This window comes from Micromonospora sp. CA-240977, from assembly GCF_050942285.1.
Classification (GTDB): domain Bacteria; phylum Actinomycetota; class Actinomycetes; order Mycobacteriales; family Micromonosporaceae; genus Micromonospora.
The window spans coordinates 4,285,659-4,308,397 of record NZ_CP192055.1; the positions used below are offsets into that span (position 1 = coordinate 4,285,659).

Here is a 22,739-nt window from a genome sequence, read left to right on the forward strand (position 1 = left end):
ATAGTTTATGCCGTCCAGAGCGGACCGTCGACGGCTCCCCGGTCACCGGTCCGAGGCCAGGCCGGCGTGCCGCTCGCCCGCGAACGCGCGGGCCAACTCGGTCCGCGAGCGGATGCCGAGGCGGTGGAACACGTTGCGCAGGTGATGGTCGACAGTGCGGATCGAGAGGAACATCCGGGCCGCGATCTCCCGGTTGGTGGCACCCTCCGCGACCAGCTCCGCGATCCGCAGTTGCTGGCCGGTCAGCAGCCGCGCCGCCGGCAGGTCCGGCGGACCGACCGACTCCCCGGCGGCCCGCAGCTCCGTGGTGGCCTGCTCGGCCCAGCACGCCACGCCGAGCAGGGTGAACATCTCCCGGGCCCGGTGCAGGTGCGTACGCGCGTCGCGCGGGCGTCGGCTGCGCCGCAGTTCCTGGCCGAAGAGCAGCTCGGTGCGGGCCAGCTCGAACGTGCCGGCCTCCGTCGGGTGCAGCCGCAGCGCCGCCTGGAAGTGGTGTTCCGCCTCGGCACTTCCCCGGGGGGCGAGCAGCGCGTGGCAGCGGGCGGACAGGGCCCGGCGCAGCGGGCTCGCCGTGCTGCTGGCCCACCTGTCGAACACGGTGAGCGCGGCGGCGGCCGCCGGTCGGTGTGCCAGGTGCGCCGCCGCCTCCACCAGATACGGCGTCGCCATCACCTGCACCAGGACCTGACCTCGGCCGGTGCCGAGCCGGGCCAGCGACGCCAGCCGGTCCGCGGCCTCGGCGTGCCGTCCATCGATGAGGTCGAGCACCGCCAGCGCCCACCCGGCGAGCGCGTGCGGACGGCTGCCGGGCGTCGGCGACTCGCCGATCTCACGGATCTGCCGCAGGCTGGTGTCGCGGTCGGCCCGGATCGCGGCGAGCACGGCGAGCATGCCCAGGTGGACGTTGGCGCAGTTGACCTGACCCGAGGCGCGGGCGACCCGCAACCCGTCGCGGGAGGTCTCCGCCGCCGCCTCGTGCCGGCCCTGCCAGTACTCGGCGACCGCCCGCAACTCCAGCGCCCGGGGCAGCATTGACAACTCGCCCCGGTCCCGGGCCAGCGCGACGGCACGCTCGGCGAGCCGGTGCGCCGCGCCGTCCACGGCCACCACCAGGCCGGCCGCCGCCGCACAGGTCAGCGCGGTGGGGGTCACCGCCGACCCGCTCAACCGGGACCCCAGCACGACGGCGCGGCGCAGCGTGGGGCCGGCCCGCTCGTGGTCGCCCCGCAGGGTCGCCGCCACCCCGGCGACCAGACTGCCCATCAGCTCCATCGCCGGCGGGTCGGTCGGCCGTCGCAGGGCCAGCGCCCGACGGCCGACCTCGGCGTACCGGTACTGGTCGCCGGCGAAGCAGACGGCCTCGCCGGCCCGTACCAGCCCGGACAACGCCAGCGCCCGGTCGGTGTCGGCCACCGCCGCGGCCGCGGCCAGCAGTCGGGCCGACGCATCCGACGCCGCGCCGCACCGCAGCTCCAACTCACCGCGCAGCAGGTCGGCGCGGCCCCGCACGGCCGGGTCCGTGGACACCGCGCGCAGGCGGTCGAGCAACTGCCGGGCCACCTCGGGTTGCCCGCCGACCCAGGCACAGTGGGCGGCGCTCACCAGCCGGGCGGCCGTCTGGGCCGGATGATCGCTGAGGTCGGCGGCCCACCGCAGCGCCGCCGAGGCGACGGCCCAGCCGCCGGCTCCGCCCGAGGCCGCCTCCTCCAGCTCCGCGGCCAGGGCCGGATCGGCGCCCGCCGTGGCGGCGGCGAGGTGCATCGCCCGGCGCAGCCGCTGCCCGTCGGCGACCAGCACCCCGGCGAGCAGCCGGTGTGCGGCGCGGCGCTCGGCGAGTGGCGCGCTGGCCGCGATCATCGTGCGGACCAACGGCTGCGGAAAGGTGACGCCCTGCGGCTCGACGCGGACCAGTCCGGCGACCTCCGCGGGAGCGAGCGCCTCGACCTCGGTGCCGGCGGCGCCGGCGGCCCGGATCAGCGTGCCCGGCGCACCATCCTGGTCGAGCGCGGCGAGCAGCAGCATCCGCCGGGTGTCCGGCGGCAACCGGTCCAGCCGGGCCCGGTACGCGCGGCCCAGCGCACCGTCCTCCGGTGGCGCGGCGGGCAGCGGCTCCTCGCCCCGCCACTGTGCCGGGCTGAGCACCTCGGCGAGGTCCACCAGGGCCTGCGGATTGCCGCCGCCGATCGCGGCCAGGGCGGTCACCACCGACGCGGCGGGTCGCTCGGGCAGCCGGTCGGTGAGGAGGGCGACGCTGCCGCGCTGGTCGAGCGGCCGGAGGCGGTGCGCCGGCACCCCGTCGACAGTGACCCCGACGTCCGCGGTGAGCAGGACGACAACCGGTAGGCGTCGCAGCCGGCGGGCCACGAAGGCCAGCACCTGTCCGGTCAGCGGGTCGCCCCGGTCGACGTCGTCCATCGTGACGAGCAGCGGTCGGTCCCGTGCCGCGTCGGTGAGCATCCCGAGCACGGCCATCGACAGGGCCAGCCGGCGGTTGGCCGGGCAACCGTCCCCGCGCAGCGCCCGCCGGAGCAGGTCACGCTGCGGCGTTGGCAGGGCCGCGGCGTGGCGCAGCACCGGGTCGAGCAGTCGTTGCAGACCCGCGTACGGCAGCGCGGCCTCCTCGGCCAGTCCGCTCGCGGCGAGCACGGTGCAGCCCACGGCGTACCGGTGGGCGTGGCCGACAAGCGCGGTGCGGCCTGAGCCCGGTTCACCGTGCAGCAGCAGGGCACCGCCGCCGTTGGTCACGCCGTCGAGCAGGCACCGGACGGCGCGGCACTCGTCGTCCCGGCCACGCAGCACGGTTAGTTGCACTCTCGATGCAGTAACCATGCCTGCCAGTGTCACTCATCGGTAACCGAATGGAAAGAGGGTCGATATCGGGCCGAGCCGGAATCAGTCGGCCGCGACCTCGGCCAGCAGCGCACCCACCGTCCGGGTCATCACGCCACGGGCCTGGTCCACGCCCAGCCCGAGGCCGTAGCGCAGCATCGACCAGGCCGGCCACATGCTCGCCGCCACCAGCGCGCTGAGCAGCTGCTCCCGACCAGGGCCGGCCTGGGTCAGCTCGACGGCGAAGAGTTCCTCGACCTCGTCGCGCACCCGGTCGATGTGCTTGAGGCGGTTGCGGTGCAGCTGGTCGGAGACCGGCTCGCGCATCTGGGCGGCCCGCGCCGACGGCGCGATGAGCTGGAGCAGCCGGGCCCGCTGCCGGCAGTACGCGTCGACCCGCTTCGCCAGCGGCAACCGGGGCGAGATCGGCCGGTAGGCGGCGTCCTGCTGACGGAGCACCTCCGCGCCGCTGGCCTCGAAGAGCGTCTCCATGTCCTTGAAGTTGGTCCAGAGCGTCCGCAGCGAGATCCCGGCCCGCTCGGCGATGCGTTCCCCGGTCGGGCGCAGGTCCCCCTCACCGATGAGCGCGAGGTGGGCCTCGACGATGGCCGCCCGCGTGCGCTCGGCCCGAGCGGTGCGCCCGTCGACCCGGCTCGCGACCTCGACCCCGTCCATCCGCCCCCGCCCTCTCACCGCCACGGCGCCTCCTGACGCACCGCCGAGTCTAGACAGGCGGTGATCAGCGGGCCCGGGCCGACCGCCGGCGTGCTCATCCGGCCCGGCCGCTCGGCGCGAGGCCGCCGTCACAGGCGACGGTCCGCCCGGTGCCGCACCCGATGACGGCTCGAACCACGAGCCAACCTGAATATGCATTCACGGTGCAGATAGTAGGAGCGCTAATCGGTGTCGGTCAACGTCTCGGACCGCCGCCCGGCACACCGCGCCACCGCGCGCGCAGCGTCCGACCGGACGTGGTCACGCGGGGACCACGCCCGGTCGGACGGCGGCGCTACGGGTCCTCAGGAGACGGTCGGCACCCCGTTCGCCGGCGGCGCGACCGCCGCGGCGGTGTACTCGTTGACCGGCCCGTCCGCCTCGTCGGTCTCGTACGCCGGCCCGAAGTAGCTCTGCACTCCCCCGGTCACCCGACTCAGCCGCTGACCGCCGTACCCGGAGTGGTCCTTCGCGGAGAAGCGCAGCGGCACGAGCCCGGGGCCCTGGAAGCCGCCCTTCTGCACGGCCTCCAGCACCTTCTCGCGGGTGAGGTCCTTGCCGGCGGCGAGCAACGTCTGCACGAAGAGGTAACCGACCGACATCCCGTAGACGGTGTTGCCGTCGAACGGCGCGTCCCCGTTGTGCTCCTTGTTGATCCTGGTGAAGAGCTGGATCCACGGGTTCGCTGTGTCGTTCTGCATCGGCAGGTAGTTGGTGCCCACCATGCCCTCCAGCAGCGGGGCGGCGGCGCCGAGCTGCTTGGCCAGGGTGGGGTGGTCAGCGCCGACGTTGGAGACCAGCCACTGCGGCTTGAAGCCCAGCCGCGCGGCGGTGCCCACGGAGAGCGCGGTGAAGCCGGGCACGGTGGCGAGCACGACGACCTGACACCCGGCCGCCTTGAACGCGCCGATCTGCGGCGCCACGTTGGTGTTGCTGGTGACGTACGTCTGCTTGACCGCCACGGCCGCGGCCCCGAGCACCTTCTCCACACCGGCCAGGCTGTCCCGGCCGAAGTCGTCGTCCTGGCCGAGGAAACAGAGCTTCTGCCCGGCCAGGCTCGTCTTCGCGTAGTTGGCCAGGATCTTGCCCTCGACCGTGTAGTCCGGGTTGAAGCCGAACGTGCCGGGATACTTGTCCGGCTGGTCCCAGCTGCGGCTGCCGGAGGCGACGAAGAGGTCCGGTACCCGGTTGCTCTTCAGGAAGTCGAGCACCCCGGTGTGCGTCGGCGTGCCGAGACCGTTGAGGACGGCGAAGACCTTGTCCTGCAGGACGAGCTGGCGCACCACCTGCTGGGTGTTCGCCGGGTTGTAGCCGTCGTCCATGATCTTGTAGGTGATCTTCCGACCGTGCACGCCACCGTTGGCGTTGACGTAGTCGAAGTACGCCTTCGTCGCGGGAGCGATCTTCGAGTAGCCGGCCGAGGCCGGCCCGGTCAGCGGCATGTGGGTGCCGACGACGATCTCGGCGTCGGTGACGCCCGGCACCGACGCCCCGCCGGGACCGGAGCCGTCGTCACCGCTGCAACCAGCGGCGGCGGCCAACAGGGCGATGGTGCTGGCGATCGCGAGACCACGTTGTGCCAAACGGTGCATGGAGAACACCGACCTTTCTCGGTCCGGTTCTGAGGGAACGGTGTGGGTGGTGGTACGCCCGACCGGGGCCGGGCTCGGGGCAGCTCAGGAACGCCGGGCCCGCAGGCGCCGACCAAGACGGGACAGCAGTCCCTGTACGCCACCGGGTGCGGCGATCATGACGACGATCAGGGTGAGGCCGAAGATCGCCAGCGGCAGGTTTCCCTCCAGCCGCTGCGCCACCGCGGGCGAGAGCGTGAGCAACTCGGTCGCGGAGTGGGTGAGGTCGGGCAGGGCGACAAGCAGGACGGCCCCCCAGAGCGCGCCGCTGAGCCGGCCGAGACCGCCGATCACCACGGCCATCAGCAGGAACAGCGACAGGGTCAGCGAGAACGCCCCGGGCGAGACGCTCTGCGCGAGCACCGCCAGCAACGCGCCGCCGAGCCCGGCGGTGGCGGCGCTGACCACGAACGCGAGGACCTGGGTGCGGGCCACGTGGATGCCGGCCAGGCGGGCCGCCACCTCGTCGTCCCGAACCGCCCGGAAGGTACGTCCGTACCGGCTGCGGATGAGGTTGGCCAGCAGCAACAGCGCGAGCAGGGTGGCCGCGCCGGTGAGCCAGAGCTGCCACCGCTCGTAGGGGAAGTACGGGCCGAGCGACATCGGCGGCGGCTCCACCGGCACCGACAGCCCCTGCTCACCGTTGAAGACGCCGTCGAAGGTGACGGCCAGCGCCGGCACGACGACGGCCACCGCCAGGGTGACCCCGGCCAGGTAGGGGCCGCGCAGCCGGGCCGCAGCCACCCCGACCACCGCGCCGACCGCGACGGTGCTGACGATCGCCGCCCCCAGCGAGAGCGGCAGCAGCCAGCCGCCGGTCATCCCCCGGTCGGCGAACGCGTTCTGGCACAGCGCCACGGTGTACGCCCCGGTGGCCATCAACGCGCCGTGCCCCAGCGACAGCTGACCGTTGAGTCCGGTGAGGACGGTCAGGCCGGCGGTCGCGCAGAGGTAGGCGGCAACCGTGGCGAGCTGGAAGTTACGGAACGGCTCGACGGCGTAGCTGACCCCGACCAGCAGGAGCCCGACGACGAGCGCGATCGCAAGGTGGCGCAGCACTGTCGAGCCGCGACGCCGGTCGACGGGTCGGCCCGCGTCGACGAGCTGCTGTTTCGGCGGCACTGCCGCCCTCGTGGCGCTCACACCCGCCTCGCCGCGACCGGGGCGAACAGCCCACCGGGCCGGACCAGCAGCACCGCCAGCAGCAGGACCAGCACCGCGAGCGGCGTCAGGTCGCTGCCGGCGTAACCGCTGACGTAGGAGAGCAACAGACCCACCACCAGGCCGCCGACCACCGCCCCCGGCGGGCTGTCCAGCCCACCGACCACCGCCGCGGTGAACGCCGAGACGAACACCAGGTCCATCGCGTGCGGGTGCAGCCCCAGCTCGGTCGGCATGACCAGCATGGCGGCCAGCGCGCCCACCCCGGAGGCGAGCGCCCAGCCGAGGGTCAACATGCCACCGACGTTGACCCCGAGCAGCCGGGACACCTCGGGGGCGAAGGCCGCCGCGCGCATCCGCAACCCCACCGGGGTACGGGCGAACATCCAGGCCAGGCCGCTGACCACCACCGCAATCGTGGCGAAGACGAACAGGTCGTACGGCGACAGCACGGCCACCCCGCCGACGGTGAGCGCGGACCGGCTGAACGGCGCCTCGGCGGGGCGGAACTCGTTGCCGTACACCATGCCCAGCACGGCCTGGATCAACAACACCAGCCCGAGTGCGACGATCACGGGGTTGAGCGGTGAGGCGTGGTCGACGTGCCGCATCACGACGCGGTCCACAAGCGCGCCGAGCAGCAGCCCGGCGACGATCGCCACCACGAAGCCCAGCCAGTAGGAGCCGGTCGCGGTGCTGACGGTGTAGGCGACGTAGGCGGCGGCAACGGCCATCGCGCCCTGGGCGAAGTTGACGACCCGCGCCGCCCGCCAGATGAGCACCAGGGCCAGCGCGAACGCGGCGTACACCGCGCCCCGGGACAGGCCGTCGATGGTGAGGAAGACGAAGCGGTCCAACAGTCCTCCCTCCGGAAGACGAGGTGGTGGTCAGAAACCGAGGTACGCGTGGCGCAGGTCGACGTCGTCACGCAGCTGCGCCGCCGGGGCGGCGATCACCACCCGACCGAGGGACATCACGACGCCCTGGTCGGCGACGGCGAGCGCGCTGCGCACGTTCTGCTCGACCAGCAGAACGGTCAGGCCGGTGCGGTCGCGCAACTGGCGGAGCAGGGCCATGGTCCGGGCCACGACCCGCGGCGCCAGGCCGAGCGACGGCTCGTCGAGCAGCAGCAGGCGGGGTCGGCCGACGAGGGCCCGGCCGAGCGCGAGCATCTGCCGCTCACCGCCGGAGAGCTGGTGGCCGAGGTGCCGGCGACGTCGGGCCAGCGGCTCGAACAGGTCGTAGACCTCGTCGAGGGCACGCCCCGCGTCGGCCCGGTCGCGCCGCCACAACCCGCCGAGCCGCAGGTTCTCGTCGACAGTCAGCTCACTGATCACGCCCCTCCCCTCCGGGACGTGCGCCATGCCGCGTCGAACGAGCTGCTCCACCGGCGTACCGCGCAGGTCCTCCCCGGCGAGGATCACCTGGCCGGCGGCCGGGCGGATCATGCCGGAGAGCGCGCGCAACAGGGTGGTCTTGCCGGCGCCGTTCGCGCCGACGACCGCGGCGATGGTGCCGGCCGGAACGGTGAGGTCGATGGCCCGCAGCACGGGCGCGGCGCCGTAACCCGCCACCAGCCCGCGCACGACGAGCAGGTCGGCCGCGCTCACGGGGAGACCTCCTCGACGGCGGCGCCGAGGTAGGCATCCGTGACCGCCGGGTCGTCGCGGATCTCGTCCGGGGTGCCGGCGGCGATCACCCGGCCGAAGTCGAGCACCACGAGTTCGTCGCAGACCGCCATCACCAGGTCCATGTGGTGCTCGACGAGCAGCACCGCACAGGGGTCGTCGTCGCGCCGGGGCAGCTGCCGGACCAGCTCGGCCAGCTCGGCGATGTCGTCGGCGCCGAGGCCACCGGCGGGCTCGTCGAGCAGCAGCAGCCGGGGCCGGGCGGCGAGCGCGCGGGCCAGGGCGACCCGCTGGCGTACGGCGAAGGGCAGGGTGGTCGGCGCGGCCTCGGCGTGCTCGGCGATCCCCAGGTCGTCGAGGATGTCCAGGGCGTGCCGACGGAGCCGGCGCTCGTCGCGGTCGCTGGCCGGCAACCCGAGCAGCGCCGGTACGAAGCCCGCCCGGGCGGTGTGCGAGGCGCCGGTCATCACGTTCTCCAGCACGGTCAGACCGGCGAAGAGGCCGGTGCCCTGGAGGGTCCGGGCGATGCCGAGCCGGGTCAGCCGGTGCGGCCGTGGCCGCAGCGGTCGGCCGTCGAGGGTGAGCGAGCCCGTCTCCGGAGCGACGAACCCACAGATCACGTTGAACAGCGTGGTCTTGCCGGCGCCGTTGGGCCCGATCACTCCCACCACCCGGTGGGGTGGCACCCGCAGGGAGACGTCGTCGAGGGCGGTGAGGCCGCCGAAACGGACGCCGATGTGGTGCAGTTCGAGGCCGCGCTCCATCACCCATCCCTCTGTCGTGGCGGGTGTTTATTTACACTCGCAGTGTACGTTTCTCGGGTATCGCGTCAAGACCTTCAATGGCCCTTCGTGCACGTCGACGGGGCGGCCGCCACCGGCGACCGCCCCGCGACCACGCTCAGGCGCTGGGACAGGTGTTGCGATACTCCTCGATGGCCGAGCCGCTCGGGCCGGGGCACAGGAACTGCTCGTAGCGGGTGTCGTCGTCGACGAACCGCTTCAACCAGGCCACCATCTGCCGGGCGGTCGGCGTGTTCGTCGTCTGCGGGAAGAAGTGACTCGCCCCGTTCAGCTCCAGGTACGCCTTCTCGGCGGAGGCCGGGATGCTGTTGTAGAACGGCACCGAGTGCGTCGCGACCGGCGCGACGGTGTCACTCTCGCCACCGATGATCAGCGTGGGCACCTGCAGCTCGGACCAACTCTTGTCGGTGTTCCACGGCGCGAGCGGCACCGCGGCCTGCAACGACGGCCGCGACGAGGCCGCCTCCAGGGTGCCCCCGCCACCCATGGAGTGACCGGCGACCGCGAGCCGGCTGCTGTCGATCCGGGTACGCACCGAGCTGCGCTGGGTGAGGTAGTCCAGCGCGGCGAGCAACTGCCGGCCCCGGCTGTCCGGCTGGTCCAGCCGGGTGTTGGTCTCGATGCCGATCACCACGAACCCGTGCGAGGCGATCCGCGGCCCCAGCCAGCTGATGCTGGACCAGGCCGCTGTGTAACCGGGCGAGATGGCGATGGCGCCGAAGGTGCCCTCGCTGGTGCTTGTCGGGTAGTAGATGACACCGCCGCCGAAGCCGGTGACGCTCAGCGACGACACGCTCTGCGAGGCCGTGGCGAACGGGCCGCGGCTGGCCTCCAGGATCGCGGTGGTCGGGGCCGGGCCCCGCTCGTACGGGCCAGCGGCCTGGGCGGCACCGGTCGGGCCGGCGAGGACGCCGCCGGCGACCAGGACGGCGGCCACCGCGAGCCGGGTTGCGACGGAACGGGGACGGGTGGTGGTTGGTGAGGACACGTCGGGCACTCCCTAGGGTCGAGGGATATCGACGTACGTCAGTTTTGGCCGGTCCACCGGTCCGCGCATCGGCGAAATCACCAGTTCCGGCGCAGGTTGCCGGGATCGGTCGTGTTTCGACCCTCTGACCAGGGGTAGCAGGGCAGGCGCCGGCCCGCACACGCGCCACGGAGAGGTTCATTCAGTGGATTCCAGCAAGCCCGCCGAGGCGGTCAAGAACGCAGTGAAGACCGCCTCAGGAAAGATCGCCGACGCCCTCACCCCGGATGTCCCCGGTGCGCCGGGGAGCGCGCCGCCGCCCCTCGCGGAGCCGACGACGCCGCACGACCCGCTGCCACCGAAGCCGGAGCAGGGGGCACCGCAGACGCGGACGCCGACCGGCGCGGAGACCGGCGCGCCGACGACCGCGAAGGGCCAACAGGGGGCCTACCTCACGACCGCGAACGGAGCGCGGCTACGCGACACCGACCACTCGCTCAAGGCCGGCCCGCGCGGCCCGGTGCTCCTCCAGGACCACCACCTACGCGAGAAGATCACGCACTTCGACCACGAGCGCATCCCGGAGCGCGTGGTGCATGCCCGGGGCGCCGGTGCGCACGGCGTGTTCACCGCGTACGGCACCGCCGAGGCGGTCACCAGGGCCGGCTTCCTCAAGAAGGGGCGCGAGACCGACGTCTTCGTGCGGTTCTCCACAGTGCTCGGCTCGCGGGGCTCGGCCGACACGGTCCGCGACACCCGCGGCTTCGCCACCAAGTTCTACACCGACGAGGGCACCTTCGACCTGGTCGGCAACAACATGCCGGTCTTCTTCATCCAGGACGCGATCAAGTTCCCGGACATCATCCACGCCGGCAAGCCGCACCCGGACCGGGAGATCCCCCAGGCACAGAGCGCCCACGACACCTTCTGGGACTTCGTCTCACTGCACACCGAGGCGCAGCACCACACCATCTGGAACATGTCCGACCGGGGCATCCCGCGGTCGTACCGGACGATGGAGGGCTTCGGTGTGCACACGTTCCGCCTCGTCAACGAGGCCGGGGAGACGGTGCTTGCCAAGTTCCACTGGAAGCCCAAGCTGGGTGTGCACTCCCTGACCTGGGAGGAGGCCCAACTGCTCGGGGGCATGGACCCGGACTTCCACCGGCGCGACCTCTACGACGCCATCGAGGCCGGCGCGTACCCCGAATGGGAGCTCGGCATCCAGGTCTTTCCCGACACCGCGGAGGAGACCTTCGCCGACATCGACCTGCTGGACCCGACGAAGATCGTGCCGGAGGAACTGGCCGAGGTGCAGCCGATCGGGCGGCTGGTGCTCAACCGGACGCCGACGAACTTCTTCGCCGAGACCGAGCAGGTCGCCTTCCACCTGGGGCACCTGCCGCCCGGCATCGACGTGACGAACGACCCGCTGTTGCAGGGCCGGCTCTTCTCGTACGTCGACACGCAGCTCACCCGGCTGGGCGGGCCCAACTTCGCGCAGATCCCGATCAACCGGCCACACGCGGCGGTGAACGACATGCTGCGCGACGGCTTCCACCAGCACGCCGTGCACGCGGGCGTCGCCCCGTACCGGCCGAACTCGCTCGACGGCGGCAACCCGTTCCCCGCCGGGGACGCCGAGCACGCCTTCGTCGACGTGCCGGTCACCGTCGCACAGGCGCCGAAGGTGCGCGCCAACCCAGCCTCGTTCGACGACCACTACAGCCAGGTACGCCTGTTCTGGTCGAGCATGTCGCCGGTCGAGAAGGAGCACATCATCCGGGCGTACACCTTCGAGCTGGGCAAGTGCTACCACCAGGCGATCAAGGAGCGCCAGCTCCAGTGCCTCGCCAACATCGACCCGGTGCTCTGCGCGGAGGTCGCCACCGGGCTGGGTCTGCCCGCCCCGCAGCCGACCGTACCGCTCGCCGACGTCACGCCCAGCCCGGCGCTGTCGCAGGTCGGCCGGGAGTGGCCGAGTGACGGTCGGGTGGTCGGCATCGTCGTCGACCCGGACGGCGACCTGGACGGCGTCGACGAGGTCCGGCGGGCCGTGTTCGCGGCCGGCATGGTGCCGCTGCTGATCGCCCCGCACGGCGGCCTGGTGGGCGACATGCCGGTGCAGCGCACCTTCGCCACCGGCCGGTCCGTCGAGTTCGACGTGGTCCTGCTGGCCGGAGCGCCGGCGCCCGCGCCGGATGCCGTCCCGGCCCGCGACGCCAAGGCGGGTAAGCCGGGGCCGACCAGCGTCGATCCCCGCGTGCTGCTCCTCGTCGAGGAGTGCTGGCGGCACGCCAAGGCGGTTGGCGCCTGGGGCGCCGGCGTCACAGTGCTGGAGCAGGCCGGGGTGGTTGGCACGCCCGGCGTCGTGACGGCGGATTCGGGTGCCGAGGCGCTGGCGGCCGTGCAGCAGTTGATGGCCGCGCACCGGGTGTGGGAGAGGTTCCCCGCCACTGTCGCCTGACCCACCTGCCGAGGGGCTGTCCTTCCCGCACCGGGAAGGGCAGCCCCTCGGGCAGTCCCGGGGCCGACGAGTACCACCCCGGACTCGAGGGACGGCCGCCTCGGTCAGTCGCTCGCCGTCAACTCCGGGTCCAGCGCAGGTCGTTCGTACCGGCGTCGCAGCCGCGTTGTTCGATAAGCGCGCCGTCCGCGGTGCTCTGGTCGACCGCGCCCAGGCACAGTCCGCTGTGCGCGTTGACCAGGTGGCGGTCCGCGGTGAGGGTGAACTGCTGCGCCGGGGTCGTGTTGCAGGTGGTGAGTTGGATTGCCGCACCGACGTCGCTGGAGGCGCCGAGCACGTCCAGGCACCGGCCGCCGAGCTGCACGCTGCCGTCCGGTCGCGTCGCCCAGAGCTGGTTGGCGGCACGGTCGTCGCGGCAGTCCCAGAGCCGGAGCCGGACCGGATCGGGTGACTGCGGCGTCGCGACGTCCAGGCACCGGCTGCTCGCCACCCCGACGAGCCGGTAACCCGACCGGGCAGGTGGTGCGCTCGGCGTCGGTGACCCGCCGGTCGGGGGTCTGCCGGTCGGTGTGGCGCCGACCATCGCCGACGCCGGCCGGAACCCCGAGGTGACCTGCCGGAACTCGTCCACGCCCCAGGTGGCCTCGGGCGTGAACCAGGTGAGGCTGTAGCCCTTCCGGTCCGCGGTTCGGAAGGTGCGCTGACGGGCGTGCATCGTCGTGCCGCTGTCGCCGGTGTAGCGCCACTCCCAGTCGGCCGCCGCGAGCTGGTAGTTGACAGCGAGCAGCGCGATGCGGCGGTAGTCGCGGTAGCGCCCGACGACGGCGGGCTGCTTCTCGTGGCTGGTCAGCTCGGCCACCGGGTCGGTACGCGGCGCGTCGGTCTGGCTGACCACGAGCATCCGCGCACCGTCCGGCTCGTGGAACTCGACCTGCTGGCCCCGGCGGACGATCTGCCAGTCGCGCGGCGCCGGCACCGAGAAGCCGGTGCCGTCCCGGTAGACCGACCAGGCGATCGGCCGCGGTGCGGCGGCGCTCGGTGGGTCACCGGGCGTGGGGGTCGCGCCCGCCACGGCGGCCTGCGCCGGCTCGAACCCGCCGTCGCTCGGGCGCGGCGCGCGCCGGACGGCCAGCGGAATGCCGATCACCAGGCCGAGCGCCAGCACGACAGCGACCCCACCGAGCAGCCAGGTCCGCCGGCGGCGGCCGGTCGCGGGGCCGTCACCGTCCATCCCGGAGTCAGGCCCGGCCGGAGGTACGCCGTCGGTGCCGGACACGGTCGCCAGCGAGAGAGCGGTGGTCCCCGGTGGGCGCGTTCCCGCAGTGGGCAGTCCGGTGCCGTCGAGGGCCGCGCGGAGCAACCGCTCCGCGGTGTCGGCGTCCATCCGCTCGGCCGGGTCCTTGCGCAGGAGACCGGCCAACACCGGCGCGAGCGGTCCCGCGTGCCGTGCGGTGGGTGGCGGCTCGGTGACCAGCGCGGTGAGGCTCATCAGGCTGGACGGTCGGGCGTACGGCGACTGGCCCTCGACGGCGGCGTACAGGGTCGCGCCGAGCGACCAGAAGTCCCCCTCGGGACCCACCGTGCCGCGCATGGCCCGTTCCGGCGAGACGTACGCGGGCGAGCCCAGCACCACTCCGCTGAGCGTCAGGTTCACGTCCTCGACGGCGGTGGCCAGGCCGAAGTCGGTGAGCACGATCCGGCCGTCCGCGCCGACGAGGATGTTCGCCGGTTTGACGTCGCGGTGCATGATGCCGGCGCGGTGGGCGGCCCGGAGCGCGCCGAGCACGGACAGCCCGATGGCGGCCGCCCGCACCGGCGGGATCGGGCCGTCGGTGGTGATGGCGTCGTGCAGCGAACGGGACGGCACGTACTCCATCACGATCTGCGGGTCACCGTCGGCGCTCAGCAGCACGTCGAAGACCCGGACGACGTTGACGTGGTCGAGCCGCGCGATCGCCCGAGCCTCCCGGAGTGACCGGACTCGCAATTCCTGTCGCGCCTCATTGGTCAGGCCGGGCGGTGGGACGATTTCCTTGATGGCGACGTCCCGTTGCAGCATTCGGTCGCGGGCTTTCCACACTCGACCCATTCCGCCCTGGCCGAGAAGCCCCACGACGTCATACCGATCGGTAACAAGTAGCGGTAGCATCTGCGGCACCCGGAGAGGCTACCTGGCGTGCCGCGCGAACAATTCCGGGCAGTCGCAACGGGCACTTATGTGATCCGCCTCATTGCCGCCGGGACCGCCGATTCCGACGCCCGAGGCACCGTTTGTCAACCAGGAATTGGCCCTGTGTTCACAGTGGCCACTCGCCCGGTCGCCGCGGAGTCAGCCGATGTCGGCCAACAGTGGCAGCACCTCGTCGCCGAGCCGCTGGGCGAACTCGACCGGGTGCCGATCCGGCGTCACCTGCACCTCGCTCACCCCGAGCGCGGCGTAGTCGGACACCTCGGCGAGGAACGCGTCGGTGTCGTCAAGCGGCGACCGGTGGGCCACCACCGTCTTCTCGATGGTGTCGTAGTCGCGGCCCTCGGTGGCGCAGTGCCCGCGCAGCACGTCCAGCTTGCGCGCCACGTCGTCGCTGCCGCCGCGGCCGAACAGGTTGCAGGCGTCGGCATAGCGCGCCACCAGCAGCAGCGTCTTCTTCTCGCCCCCGCCGCCGATCATGATGGGCGGGTGCGGGCGGCGCAACGGCTGCGGCGAGTTGATGGTCTCGGCGAGCTGGTAGTGCCGTCCGTCGAACGGGCCGTCGTCGTCACTCCACATCTGCAGGCAGATGCGCAGCGTCTCCTCCAGCCGCTCGAACCGCTCGGCCACCGGGACCACCGGCACGCCCAGCCCGAGCTGCTCCCGCTCGTACCAGGAGGCGCCGATGCCGAGGCGGGCCCGGCCGCCGGAGAGCACGTCGAGGGTCGTCACGGTCTTGGCCAGCAACCCCGGGTACCGGTACATCACACCGGTGACCAGCACGCCCAGCGTCATCCGTTGAGTCTTCGCCGCGACGTAGCCCAGCGTGGTGTACGCCTCCAGCATCGGCTCCTCGGCGGCGAACACCGCGTCCATCTGGAAGAAGTGGTCCATCACCGTGAACGACGCGACGCCGGCCTGCTCGGCGGTGGTCGCCGCCTCCGCCAGGGTCGGGGCGATCGCTGTCGGTTCGGCCGGGACCGAATAGTTCCAGTAGTGCAGCCCGAGCTTCATGTTCGGCACCTCCGCACCGAGCCTAGGGGACGTCGCGCGACCTGTCTCGGAAGCGGTGGTCGGCAGCGAGCCAGAACCACCTGCGCGAAGCCACCCGTCCGGGGCGGTCACGTTGGCGACCCGTCATTGCCCGCGAGTCGGGCGGGCCGCGCGTCCATTACCGGTTCATGACAATTCGTGGATCAGGCGCGGATATCCGGCTGGCAGCTTCTGCTGAGTGATCCAACAGTTGTCTGCCCCCGAGTCCAGGTCCGCCGAAATGCGGCCCGCGGCGACGCGCGTCCGGTTTCGCCACCGGTACCGCACCGGGACCGCACCCGCCGGCCGACAGTCACAGCGGGCACAGTGGGCCGACACGGCGAAGGGCGTGTGCATCATTCTCGTCGTGCTGTGGCACGTCGTGGTCAAGGACTACCTGCAAATCGACTGGCACGTCGGCGTACCGGTGCCGGGCCTGTGGGGAACGCTGGGTGAGCAGTTCCTGCCGCTGCGGATGCCGCTGTTCTTCACCATCTCGGGCATCTTCGCGGCGAACGCCGTCCAGCGGCCGTGGCGGGTCGTCGCCCGCAGCCGGATCGCCGGGTTCCTCTACCTGTACGTCGTCTGGCTGCTGATCCACACCGCGGTCCTCGCCGCCGCTCCGCAACTGCCGACCGACCGCGCCACCTCCGCCCTCGGCCTGCTGGAGCAGCTCACCATCACGCCGTCCAACCTCTGGTACCTGTACGCGCTGGCGCTGTACTTCACAGTCGCCAAGGCGACCCGCCGGGCGCCCCGGGTGCTGGTCCTCGTACCCGCCGCGGCGCTGTCCGCGATCACCGCCGCCGGCCTGCTCGACACCCCGGGCAACCGGGCCGGCCTCTACCAGAACCTTGTCTTCTTCCTCGCCGGCCTGGCCCTGCGGCCGCAGATCGAGCGGTGGGCGGCCACCGCCAGCAGACGCCGCCTCCTGTTGACCTCGGGCGCCTACGGGCTCGCGCTCGCCGCCATGGCGGCGGCCGGCGCCCAGCAGTGGTTCGGCGTATGGACGGCGGTCTCCGTGCTGGCAGTGATCTTCGGCATAACCGCCGCTGCACGGCTGGCCCGGTGGTCGGCGCTCAGCGAACCGCTGGCTAGGCTCGGCCGCATCACACTGCCGATCTACGTCATCCACATGCCGGTCCTGGCCCTGCTGCACCGGCTGTTGCTCGTACCGGTTTCCGGGCTGGACCGGTCCGCCCAGGGCCTGATCGTGCTCAATTATCCGATTTTGCTGAGTGGACTGGTGATCGGTCTGAGCCTGGCCCTGCACCGCGGGCTGTTGGCGGTACACGCACGCTGGCTGTTCGCGCTCCCCGGCTCCCGCCGGGTGGGGGCGGCCGGATGAGCGCCCTGGCCGAGGCGGTGGTCGACCTCGGGGCGATCGCCGACAACGTGCGGGCCATCGCGTCGATCACGAACACCGACCTGATGGCAGTGGTGAAGGCGGACGGGTTCGGTCACGGCGCGGTGCAGGTGGCCCGTGCCGCGCTCCGCGCCGGCGCCCGTTGGCTGGGGGTGACCTCGGCGGCCGAGGCGCTGGCCCTGCGGGCGGCCGGGGTGACGGCGCCCACGCTGAGCTGGCTGCACCGGCCGAACGACGACTTCGGCGCGTTGATCGAGGCTGGCGTCGACGTCGGCGTGTCGACCACGACGCACCTGCACGCCGTCGTCGACGCGGCCCACCCGCTCGGCGTACCGGCGATGGTGCAGCTCAAGGCGGACACCGGGTTGTCCCGCAACGGGGCCGCCGGGGACGACTGGCCGGAGTTGGTCGGTTGGGCCCGCAAGTACGAGCGGGAGGGCGCGATCCGGGTACGCGGGGTGTGGTCCCACCTCATCGACGCGGACCTGCCGGGCACCCCGGAGTTGAACCGGCAGGTGGCGACCTTCGAGGAGGCGTTGCGGGTGGCCCGCAGGGCCGGCCTCGACCCGGATCTGGTTCACCTGGCCAACTCGGCGGCCGCGCTCCGCGCACCGCGGACGCGCTTCGACCTCTGCCGGATCGGGATCGCGCTGTACGGCGTGGACCCGTTCGGGGCGAGCGGTTCTGGCGAGTTCGGGCTGACCGCCGCGATGACGGTGCGCACGACTGTGGTCAACGTCAAGCGGGTGCCCGCCGGCACGAGCGTCTCCTACGGGCCCGAACACGTCACCGGCGCGCCGACCACACTGGCGCTGCTGCCGCTCGGCTACGCCGACGGGCTGCCCCGCGCCACCGGCGGTCGCGCCGAGGTGTGGCTCGGCGGCCGACGGTGTCCCATCGTCGGGCGCGTCGCCATGGACCAGTGCGTGGTCGACGCCGGGGAGCTCCCGGTGGCGGTCGGCGACCCGGTCGTGGTCTTCGGCCCCGGCGAGGGTGACCAGGCCCCACCGACGGTCGTCGAGTGGGCCCGTTGGGCCGACACGAACCCGCACGAGATCTTGACCGGGATCGGGCCCCGGGTGGCCCGCGACCACCTCCACGAAAGGGCACGGAATTCATGACGACCCGACTGGCAGTGCTGTACGGCGGGCAGAGCGGCGAGCACGAGGTGTCCCGCCGCTCGGCGGAGAGCATCCTCGCCAACCTGGACCGGGAACGGTACGAGGTCACCGAGGTGCTCATCGACCGGGACGGCGGCTGGCACGTCGGCGGTCGCCCGACGACACTCTCCCAGGCGCTGCGCGTGCTGCGCGCCCAGGATGTGGTGTTCCCAGCCCTGCACGGCCCCTACGGCGAGGACGGCACCGTGTCGTCGCTGCTGGAGTGGCTCGGCGTGCCGTACGTCGGCAACGGTGTCTTCGCCAGCGCCGCCGGCATGGACAAGGGTGTCACCAAGCGGCTCCTCGCGGCGGAGGGCCTGCGGGTCAGCCCGGGGGTGACCCTGCGTCCCGGCGAGGAGTTGTCGCCCGCCGACCGGCAACGGCTGGACCTGCCGGTCTTCGTCAAGCCGGCTCGGGCCGGTTCCAGCCTGGGCGTGGTCAAGGTGGACGAGTGGGCGGGCGTGCCCGCCGCGCTGGAGCAGGCCCGTCGGGTCGACCCGAAGGTGCTTGTCGAGCAGGGGGCGCGCGGGCGTGAGATCGACGTGGCCGTCCTCCAGTACCCGGACGGGCGGGTGCAGGCCGGTCCGCCGCTGGAGATCCGGGTGACCGGTCCCGGCTTCTTCGACTACGACGCGAAGTACGACGGCGGTGCGGCGTTCCAGATCCCCGCCCCGCTCGACGCGGCGACCACCGAGGTGCTCCAGGACCGGGCGATCCGCGCCTTCCGCGCCCTCGACTGCCGTGGCCTGCTCCGGGTCGACTTCTTCCTGCCCGCCGAGGGGTCACCCGAGCCCATCGTGAACGAGGTCAACACGTTCCCCGGTTTCACCGCCGCGTCGCAGTTCCCGCAGATCTGGGCGCAGGCCGGTCTCGGATTCGCGGCGCTGATCGACATCCTGATCGCCGGCGCGCTCGTCGACCAGGAGCGGAGCCGGCGCACCGGGCTGCCCCGGCAGGCTCGACCGGGCGACCTTGTGGAAAGTGGTGGTCAGCGCTCGGTCATTTGATCGGGCACGGCCGGGCCGGCCGGGCGCCGTCGGACCCGGTGACGGTGACCGGGGCGAAGCTCTCCGCCAGGCCGGTCCGGGCGGCGGCGTCGGCCACCGTGCAGATGACCTGGTCGGCCGCCTTCGGCGACAGGGTCCGCGCCGGGCCGGTCGTCCGCACCGTGAGCCCACCGGATGGGTTGGCCGCCGACGTCACACTGACCGGATCGAGCCCGGCCGGCACCTCGCTGGTGAGACCCTGGCCGCGTTCGTTCTCCCGCGGACCGGCCGCGAGCAGGGCGAGCGTCTTGGCGGGCGAGGCGTCCTCCGGTGCCGGACGGAGGACCAGCGCGAGTTCGCCCCGGGCGAGCAGGTAGAGCCCGATGCCCTGGGACGGGCCACTGACCGCGGGCCGACCGGTGATGACGTCGGTGGGCCGCACCCCGCAGCCCGTCGCGAGCAGCGTGAGCAGAACGCCTCCGGCGAGCAGCTCGCGTCGGGTCACCGGGCGCCTCCGACGTCCGCCGGGTCGCGGGGCAGGCAGAGGGTGAACACCGCGCCGCCGCCGGGGGTGTTGCCCGCGACGAGACTCCCCCGTCGTTCGCCGTGGCGGTGCAGGCGCGCGTTCTCCCAGGAGATGGCGAGCCCGAGGCCGCTGCCCTCGGAACGGGTCCGCGCGGTGTCGGCCTTGTAGAAGCGGTCGAACACGTGCGGCAGCACCGCCGGGTCCAGCCCCGGCCCCCGGTCGGCGACCTCGATGGTGACCCAGTCCGCATCCGCGCGCAGGCGTACGGACACCGGCTCGGCACCGTGCCGGAAGGCGTTGCCGACCAGGTTGGCGACGATCACGTCGAGCCGACGGGGATCGAGGCGGGCCACGACTCCGGGCGGCAGTTCGGCGCGGACCCGGTCGGCCCAGCCCCGGATCCGCAGGGTCGCGGTCACCGCCGCGGCCACGTCCACGTCGTCCAGGGCGAGCCGTGCGGTGCCGGAGTCGAACCTGCTGACCTCGATGAGGTCGTTGACCAGGTGGGTGAGGTTCTCTGTCTCCCGACTGACCAGCCGGGCGGCCCGGCCCGCGTCACCGGGCAGGTGCTCCGCCTCCTCGTCGAGCACGTCGGTGACCGCCGTCATCGCCGCCAGTGGCGTACGGAGTTCGTGCGAGACGTCGGCCACGAAGCGGCGGGCGTCGGACTCCATCCGCCGCAGCTCCCCGACCTGCCGCTCCAGCGTCCCGGCGGTGTCGTTGAAGGTCCGCGCCACGTCGGCCAGCTCGTCGGCGCCCCGGACGGTCAACCGGGTGCTCAGGTCGCCCTCGCCCAGGCGGCGGGCGGCCCGGCCCAGGTCGCGGACGGGTCGCAGCACACCGCGGGCGGCCAGCAGGGCCAGCAGGACGGCGAGGACCAGGGACAGCGCGCCGGTCTGCCACGCCCGGGTGGCGAGGCGGTTGATGCTCTGCTGCTCGGGCACGAGGTTGCGCACCGAGTAGACCTCCAGCCCGGACGGCCGGGACGGGACGCCGGGCCGGTCAATGTCCAGTTGGGTGCCGATGAGCAGCCAGGGCTGCCCGTCGAACGAGACCCGTTGCCAGGCGATCCGGCCGTCGCCGACCTGCTCACGCAGCTCGGGGGTGAGCGGGTCGGCGACCTCCGCGCCACCCTGTGACCGCATGCCCCGGTAGACGACCACCGCGAAACCCTCCCGGTCGGAGAGCCGCTGGGCCAGCAGGTCGAGGTCACCCTGGGTCGGCGGAAGCTGGACGATCGGGTAGACCTTGGTGAGTTGGTCGGTCAGCGACATCACGGCGGCGTCCTGCGCCTGTTGCAGGATGACGGTGCGGGCCTGGACGTAGCTCCCACTGGCCACCACCGCCGTCGTGGTCACGCCCAGCAGCGCGAACGTCAACAGCAGCCGGAGCCGCAGGCCCAGGACGCGGGCACTGGCCCAGCGGGTCACAGCGGCCCGAACCGGTAGCCGAAACCGCGCACGGTCTGGATGAAGACCGGCGCCGACGAGTCGACCTCGATCTTGGCGCGCAACCGCTGGACGCACGCGTCAACGAGTCGGGAGTCCCCGAGATACCCGTGTTCCCACACGGCCTCCAGCAGTTGCTGGCGGCTGAGCACCTGGCCCGGCGTCTGCGAGAGTTCGAGCAGCAGGCGCAGCTCGGTCGGGGCCAGGCTGACCGGCGTACCGTCCTTGCTGACCACCAGCGCGGCTCGGTCGATGGTCAGGGGACCGTACTGTTCCACACCGGCGCGCTCGCCGGCGGAACGCCGCGACTCGCCACCGGTGCGTCGGAGCACCGCGCGGATACGCGCCTCCAGCACTCGGGCCTGCACCGGCTTGACCACGTAGTCGTCGGCGCCGGCCTCCAGGCCCGCCACCACGTCCATGTCGTCGTTGCGGGCCGTGAGCATGATGATCGGCAGGTCGCCGAGCTGCCGAATGCGGCGGCAGACCTCGAACCCGTCCATCCCGGGCAGCATGAGATCGAGGACCACGACGTCGGACGAGGTCGTGCGCAGCCGGTCCAACCCCTGCTCCCCGGTTCCCACGGCGTGCACGGTGTGGCCCTGTCGGGTGAGCGCCAGTTGCAGTCCGTCGCGCACCGTCTGGTGGTCTTCGATCAGCAGCACCTGGGACATGTCGTCAAGTATCCCATCATGAGATCTTTTGAGATCCGGTCGACGGCCGTGGCCGCGCGGGAAGCGGACCGGCGAAGTCGGTCGCCCGCACCAGGAACACCACCGACCCCACAAGGAACATCGTCACCGCGCCGGCCACCGCGATGGCGACGAGCGCTCCGCGCTGCACCGTCGCGGCCAGCTCGGGCACGACCACCACCAGCGCCCCGACCAGCACGACCAGGCCGGCCGCCGCCTCGGCCAGCGCGCGCCACAGACCGCCGCCGTCCGGTCGGCCGTCCACGCCCCGGTCGCCCCGCCACGCCACCAGCGCCGCCGCGGCCAGGCAGAACAACGCCACCCCCAGCAGTACGCCGCCGAGCGCGTCACTGAACCGGTGCCACCCGGCGATCATCGTGGCCGAGGCGATGACCGCGACACCCGCCGCGCCCGGCACCGCCAGCCACCGTCGGGCCCACCCGGGGAGGACCAGCATGAACGCCAGCAGCAGCGCCGTCGCCGCCGCGACGTGGCCGCTGGGAAAACTGTTGTGGGTGGTCGAACTCTCGATCTGGAGATCCGGGCGGGGCAGCGCCGACTTCACCGCGCCGGCCACCACCACCGCGCACAGGACCAGGGCCACGCCGACCACGCCGGCCACCAGCCGTCGGCGGAGCGCACCCACCACCAGCACCGCGCCGAGCAGGGCGGCGAGGAGTGTCGGGCTGCCGAAGGCGGCAAGCACGGTCTTGGCCGGACCCACCAGAACGGTCTGCTGCTCGTACCCTCCGCCCCGCTCGGCGCGCGGCAGGAGCGCACCGTCCCACCACTGACCGGGGTACGTGCGCACGAAGACGGCGGCGGTGACAGTCAGGGCGAGCAGGCCGCACAGCGACGCCGCGAGCAGCCGGAGACCCAGCGGCACCGCCGCGCGGGTGGGCGGCAGCGGCCGCGCCGGCTGCGGGCCGGGCGTCGACCATCCGACGGGGTACGACGATCCGATGGACATGGCGACCATGCTCGCCCGGCCAGGTCCGTACGGCGTGCGCGGATTGTCTTGGTTCTGTCACAACTGCTTCCGGACCGCCGAAGGCCGGCTGGCAACCGCTGCGACGTGGTGAAATTCATCTGCTTGCATGCAGCGATGTTTAACCCGGCCGAGACGAGCCGCCACTAGGGT

Annotated in this window: 18 protein-coding genes; 4 read left to right on the plus strand and 14 right to left on the minus strand. The window is 72.7% G+C overall.

All coding sequences use genetic code 11. From position 1 onward, the window contains the following. Positions 1 to 42: 42 nt before the first annotated feature. The 8 genes from ACQPWW_RS19835 to ACQPWW_RS19870 form a co-directional block, all read right to left on the minus strand. Positions 43 to 2,829, minus strand: coding sequence for an AAA family ATPase (locus tag ACQPWW_RS19835; RefSeq protein WP_433124575.1), 2,787 nt, complete (start codon positions 2,827 to 2,829; stop codon positions 43 to 45). Between the two features lie 63 nt (positions 2,830 to 2,892). Beyond that, entirely contained in the window at positions 2,893 to 3,504 is a 612-nt protein-coding gene (locus tag ACQPWW_RS19840; protein ID WP_433134441.1) for a TetR/AcrR family transcriptional regulator, read from the minus strand. Between the two features lie 344 nt (positions 3,505 to 3,848). Beyond that, on the minus strand, positions 3,849 to 5,135 hold the full coding sequence (locus tag ACQPWW_RS19845; protein ID WP_433124577.1) for an ABC transporter substrate-binding protein: 1,287 nt from the start codon (positions 5,133 to 5,135) through the stop codon (positions 3,849 to 3,851). A gap of 84 nt (positions 5,136 to 5,219) precedes the next feature. Then, on the minus strand, positions 5,220 to 6,317 hold the full coding sequence (locus ACQPWW_RS19850) for a branched-chain amino acid ABC transporter permease (protein ID WP_433124578.1): 1,098 nt from the start codon (positions 6,315 to 6,317) through the stop codon (positions 5,220 to 5,222). Further along, positions 6,314 to 7,192: a branched-chain amino acid ABC transporter permease gene (locus ACQPWW_RS19855; protein ID WP_433124580.1), complete on the minus strand. Its 879-nt coding sequence runs from the start codon at positions 7,190 to 7,192 to the stop codon at positions 6,314 to 6,316. The genes ACQPWW_RS19850 and ACQPWW_RS19855 overlap by 4 nt, the downstream gene beginning before the upstream one ends. 30 nt (positions 7,193 to 7,222) lie before the next feature. Continuing rightward, positions 7,223 to 7,945, minus strand: a complete 723-nt coding sequence (locus tag ACQPWW_RS19860; protein WP_433124581.1) for an ABC transporter ATP-binding protein — start codon at positions 7,943 to 7,945, stop codon at positions 7,223 to 7,225. Continuing rightward, entirely contained in the window at positions 7,942 to 8,727 is a 786-nt protein-coding gene (locus ACQPWW_RS19865; RefSeq protein WP_433124582.1) for an ABC transporter ATP-binding protein, read from the minus strand. Before ACQPWW_RS19865 ends, ACQPWW_RS19860 begins: the two co-directional genes overlap by 4 nt. A gap of 136 nt (positions 8,728 to 8,863) precedes the next feature. Beyond that, entirely contained in the window at positions 8,864 to 9,754 is an 891-nt protein-coding gene (locus ACQPWW_RS19870; protein ID WP_433124583.1) for an alpha/beta hydrolase family protein, read from the minus strand. A 184-nt stretch (positions 9,755 to 9,938) separates the two neighbouring features. Here ACQPWW_RS19870 and ACQPWW_RS19875 point away from each other — a divergent pair, with 184 nt between their 5' ends. Beyond that, positions 9,939 to 12,200, plus strand: coding sequence for a catalase (locus tag ACQPWW_RS19875; protein ID WP_433124584.1), 2,262 nt, complete (start codon positions 9,939 to 9,941; stop codon positions 12,198 to 12,200). 118 nt (positions 12,201 to 12,318) lie between these two features. Here the strand turns inward: ACQPWW_RS19875 and ACQPWW_RS19880 are convergent, their stop codons facing one another. Then, positions 12,319 to 14,289: a serine/threonine protein kinase gene (locus tag ACQPWW_RS19880; RefSeq protein WP_433134443.1), complete on the minus strand. Its 1,971-nt coding sequence runs from the start codon at positions 14,287 to 14,289 to the stop codon at positions 12,319 to 12,321. Between the two features lie 240 nt (positions 14,290 to 14,529). Beyond that, on the minus strand, positions 14,530 to 15,402 hold the full coding sequence (locus ACQPWW_RS19885) for an LLM class F420-dependent oxidoreductase (RefSeq protein ID WP_433124585.1): 873 nt from the start codon (positions 15,400 to 15,402) through the stop codon (positions 14,530 to 14,532). 385 nt (positions 15,403 to 15,787) lie between these two features. On the opposite strand from ACQPWW_RS19885, the gene ACQPWW_RS19890 reads away from it, so the two are divergent. Genes ACQPWW_RS19890 through ACQPWW_RS19900 form a run of 3 tightly spaced genes read left to right on the plus strand, consistent with a single transcriptional unit; the run spans position 15,788 to position 18,953 of the window. Continuing rightward, on the plus strand, positions 15,788 to 16,768 hold the full coding sequence (locus ACQPWW_RS19890) for an acyltransferase family protein (RefSeq protein WP_433124587.1): 981 nt from the start codon (positions 15,788 to 15,790) through the stop codon (positions 16,766 to 16,768). After that, positions 16,765 to 17,907, plus strand: coding sequence for an alanine racemase (gene alr / locus ACQPWW_RS19895; RefSeq protein ID WP_433124588.1), 1,143 nt, complete (start codon positions 16,765 to 16,767; stop codon positions 17,905 to 17,907). Before ACQPWW_RS19890 ends, alr begins: the two co-directional genes overlap by 4 nt. Then, the gene (locus ACQPWW_RS19900) at positions 17,904 to 18,953 is read left to right on the plus strand and encodes a D-alanine--D-alanine ligase family protein (protein ID WP_433124589.1); all 1,050 of its coding nucleotides are present in this window, start codon (positions 17,904 to 17,906) and stop codon (positions 18,951 to 18,953) included. Before alr ends, ACQPWW_RS19900 begins: the two co-directional genes overlap by 4 nt. Here ACQPWW_RS19900 and ACQPWW_RS19905 read toward each other — a convergent pair. Genes ACQPWW_RS19905 through ACQPWW_RS19920 form a run of 4 tightly spaced genes read right to left on the minus strand, consistent with a single transcriptional unit; the run spans position 18,946 to position 22,568 of the window. Then, complete coding sequence (locus ACQPWW_RS19905) at positions 18,946 to 19,437, minus strand: hypothetical protein (protein WP_433124590.1); 492 nt, start codon at positions 19,435 to 19,437, stop codon at positions 18,946 to 18,948. The two genes, ACQPWW_RS19900 and ACQPWW_RS19905, sit on opposite strands and share 8 nt — an antisense overlap. Further along, positions 19,434 to 20,888 (minus strand): ATP-binding protein, encoded by a 1,455-nt coding sequence (locus ACQPWW_RS19910; RefSeq protein ID WP_433124591.1) that lies wholly within the window; start codon positions 20,886 to 20,888, stop codon positions 19,434 to 19,436. The genes ACQPWW_RS19905 and ACQPWW_RS19910 overlap by 4 nt, the downstream gene beginning before the upstream one ends. Beyond that, positions 20,885 to 21,580 carry a response regulator gene (locus tag ACQPWW_RS19915; RefSeq protein ID WP_433124592.1) on the minus strand — a complete coding sequence of 232 codons (696 nt, stop codon included), beginning with the start codon at positions 21,578 to 21,580 and terminating at the stop codon, positions 20,885 to 20,887. Before ACQPWW_RS19915 ends, ACQPWW_RS19910 begins: the two co-directional genes overlap by 4 nt. A gap of 16 nt (positions 21,581 to 21,596) precedes the next feature. Continuing rightward, positions 21,597 to 22,568, minus strand: coding sequence for a phosphatase PAP2 family protein (locus ACQPWW_RS19920; RefSeq protein ID WP_433124593.1), 972 nt, complete (start codon positions 22,566 to 22,568; stop codon positions 21,597 to 21,599). Between the last annotated feature and the right edge of the window lie 171 nt (positions 22,569 to 22,739).

What these genes read in the sequence shown, in the direction of transcription:
- ACQPWW_RS19900 (WP_433124589.1), top strand. Translation starts at nt 17,904, where the DNA reads ATGACGACCCGACTGGCAGTGCTGTACGGCGGGCAGAGCGGCGAGCAC.
- alr (WP_433124588.1), top strand. Translation starts at nt 16,765, where the DNA reads ATGAGCGCCCTGGCCGAGGCGGTGGTCGACCTCGGGGCGATCGCCGAC.
- ACQPWW_RS19835 (WP_433124575.1), bottom strand. Translation starts at nt 2,829, where the DNA reads ATGGTTACTGCATCGAGAGTGCAACTAACCGTGCTGCGTGGCCGGGAC.
- ACQPWW_RS19865 (WP_433124582.1), bottom strand. Translation starts at nt 8,727, where the DNA reads ATGGAGCGCGGCCTCGAACTGCACCACATCGGCGTCCGTTTCGGCGGC.
- ACQPWW_RS19885 (WP_433124585.1), bottom strand. Translation starts at nt 15,402, where the DNA reads ATGAAGCTCGGGCTGCACTACTGGAACTATTCGGTCCCGGCCGAACCG.
- ACQPWW_RS19845 (WP_433124577.1), bottom strand. Translation starts at nt 5,135, where the DNA reads ATGCACCGTTTGGCACAACGTGGTCTCGCGATCGCCAGCACCATCGCC.
- ACQPWW_RS19920 (WP_433124593.1), bottom strand. Translation starts at nt 22,568, where the DNA reads ATGTCCATCGGATCGTCGTACCCCGTCGGATGGTCGACGCCCGGCCCG.
- ACQPWW_RS19840 (WP_433134441.1), bottom strand. Translation starts at nt 3,504, where the DNA reads ATGGACGGGGTCGAGGTCGCGAGCCGGGTCGACGGGCGCACCGCTCGG.
- ACQPWW_RS19915 (WP_433124592.1), bottom strand. Translation starts at nt 21,580, where the DNA reads ATGTCCCAGGTGCTGCTGATCGAAGACCACCAGACGGTGCGCGACGGA.
- ACQPWW_RS19880 (WP_433134443.1), bottom strand. Translation starts at nt 14,289, where the DNA reads ATGGGTCGAGTGTGGAAAGCCCGCGACCGAATGCTGCAACGGGACGTC.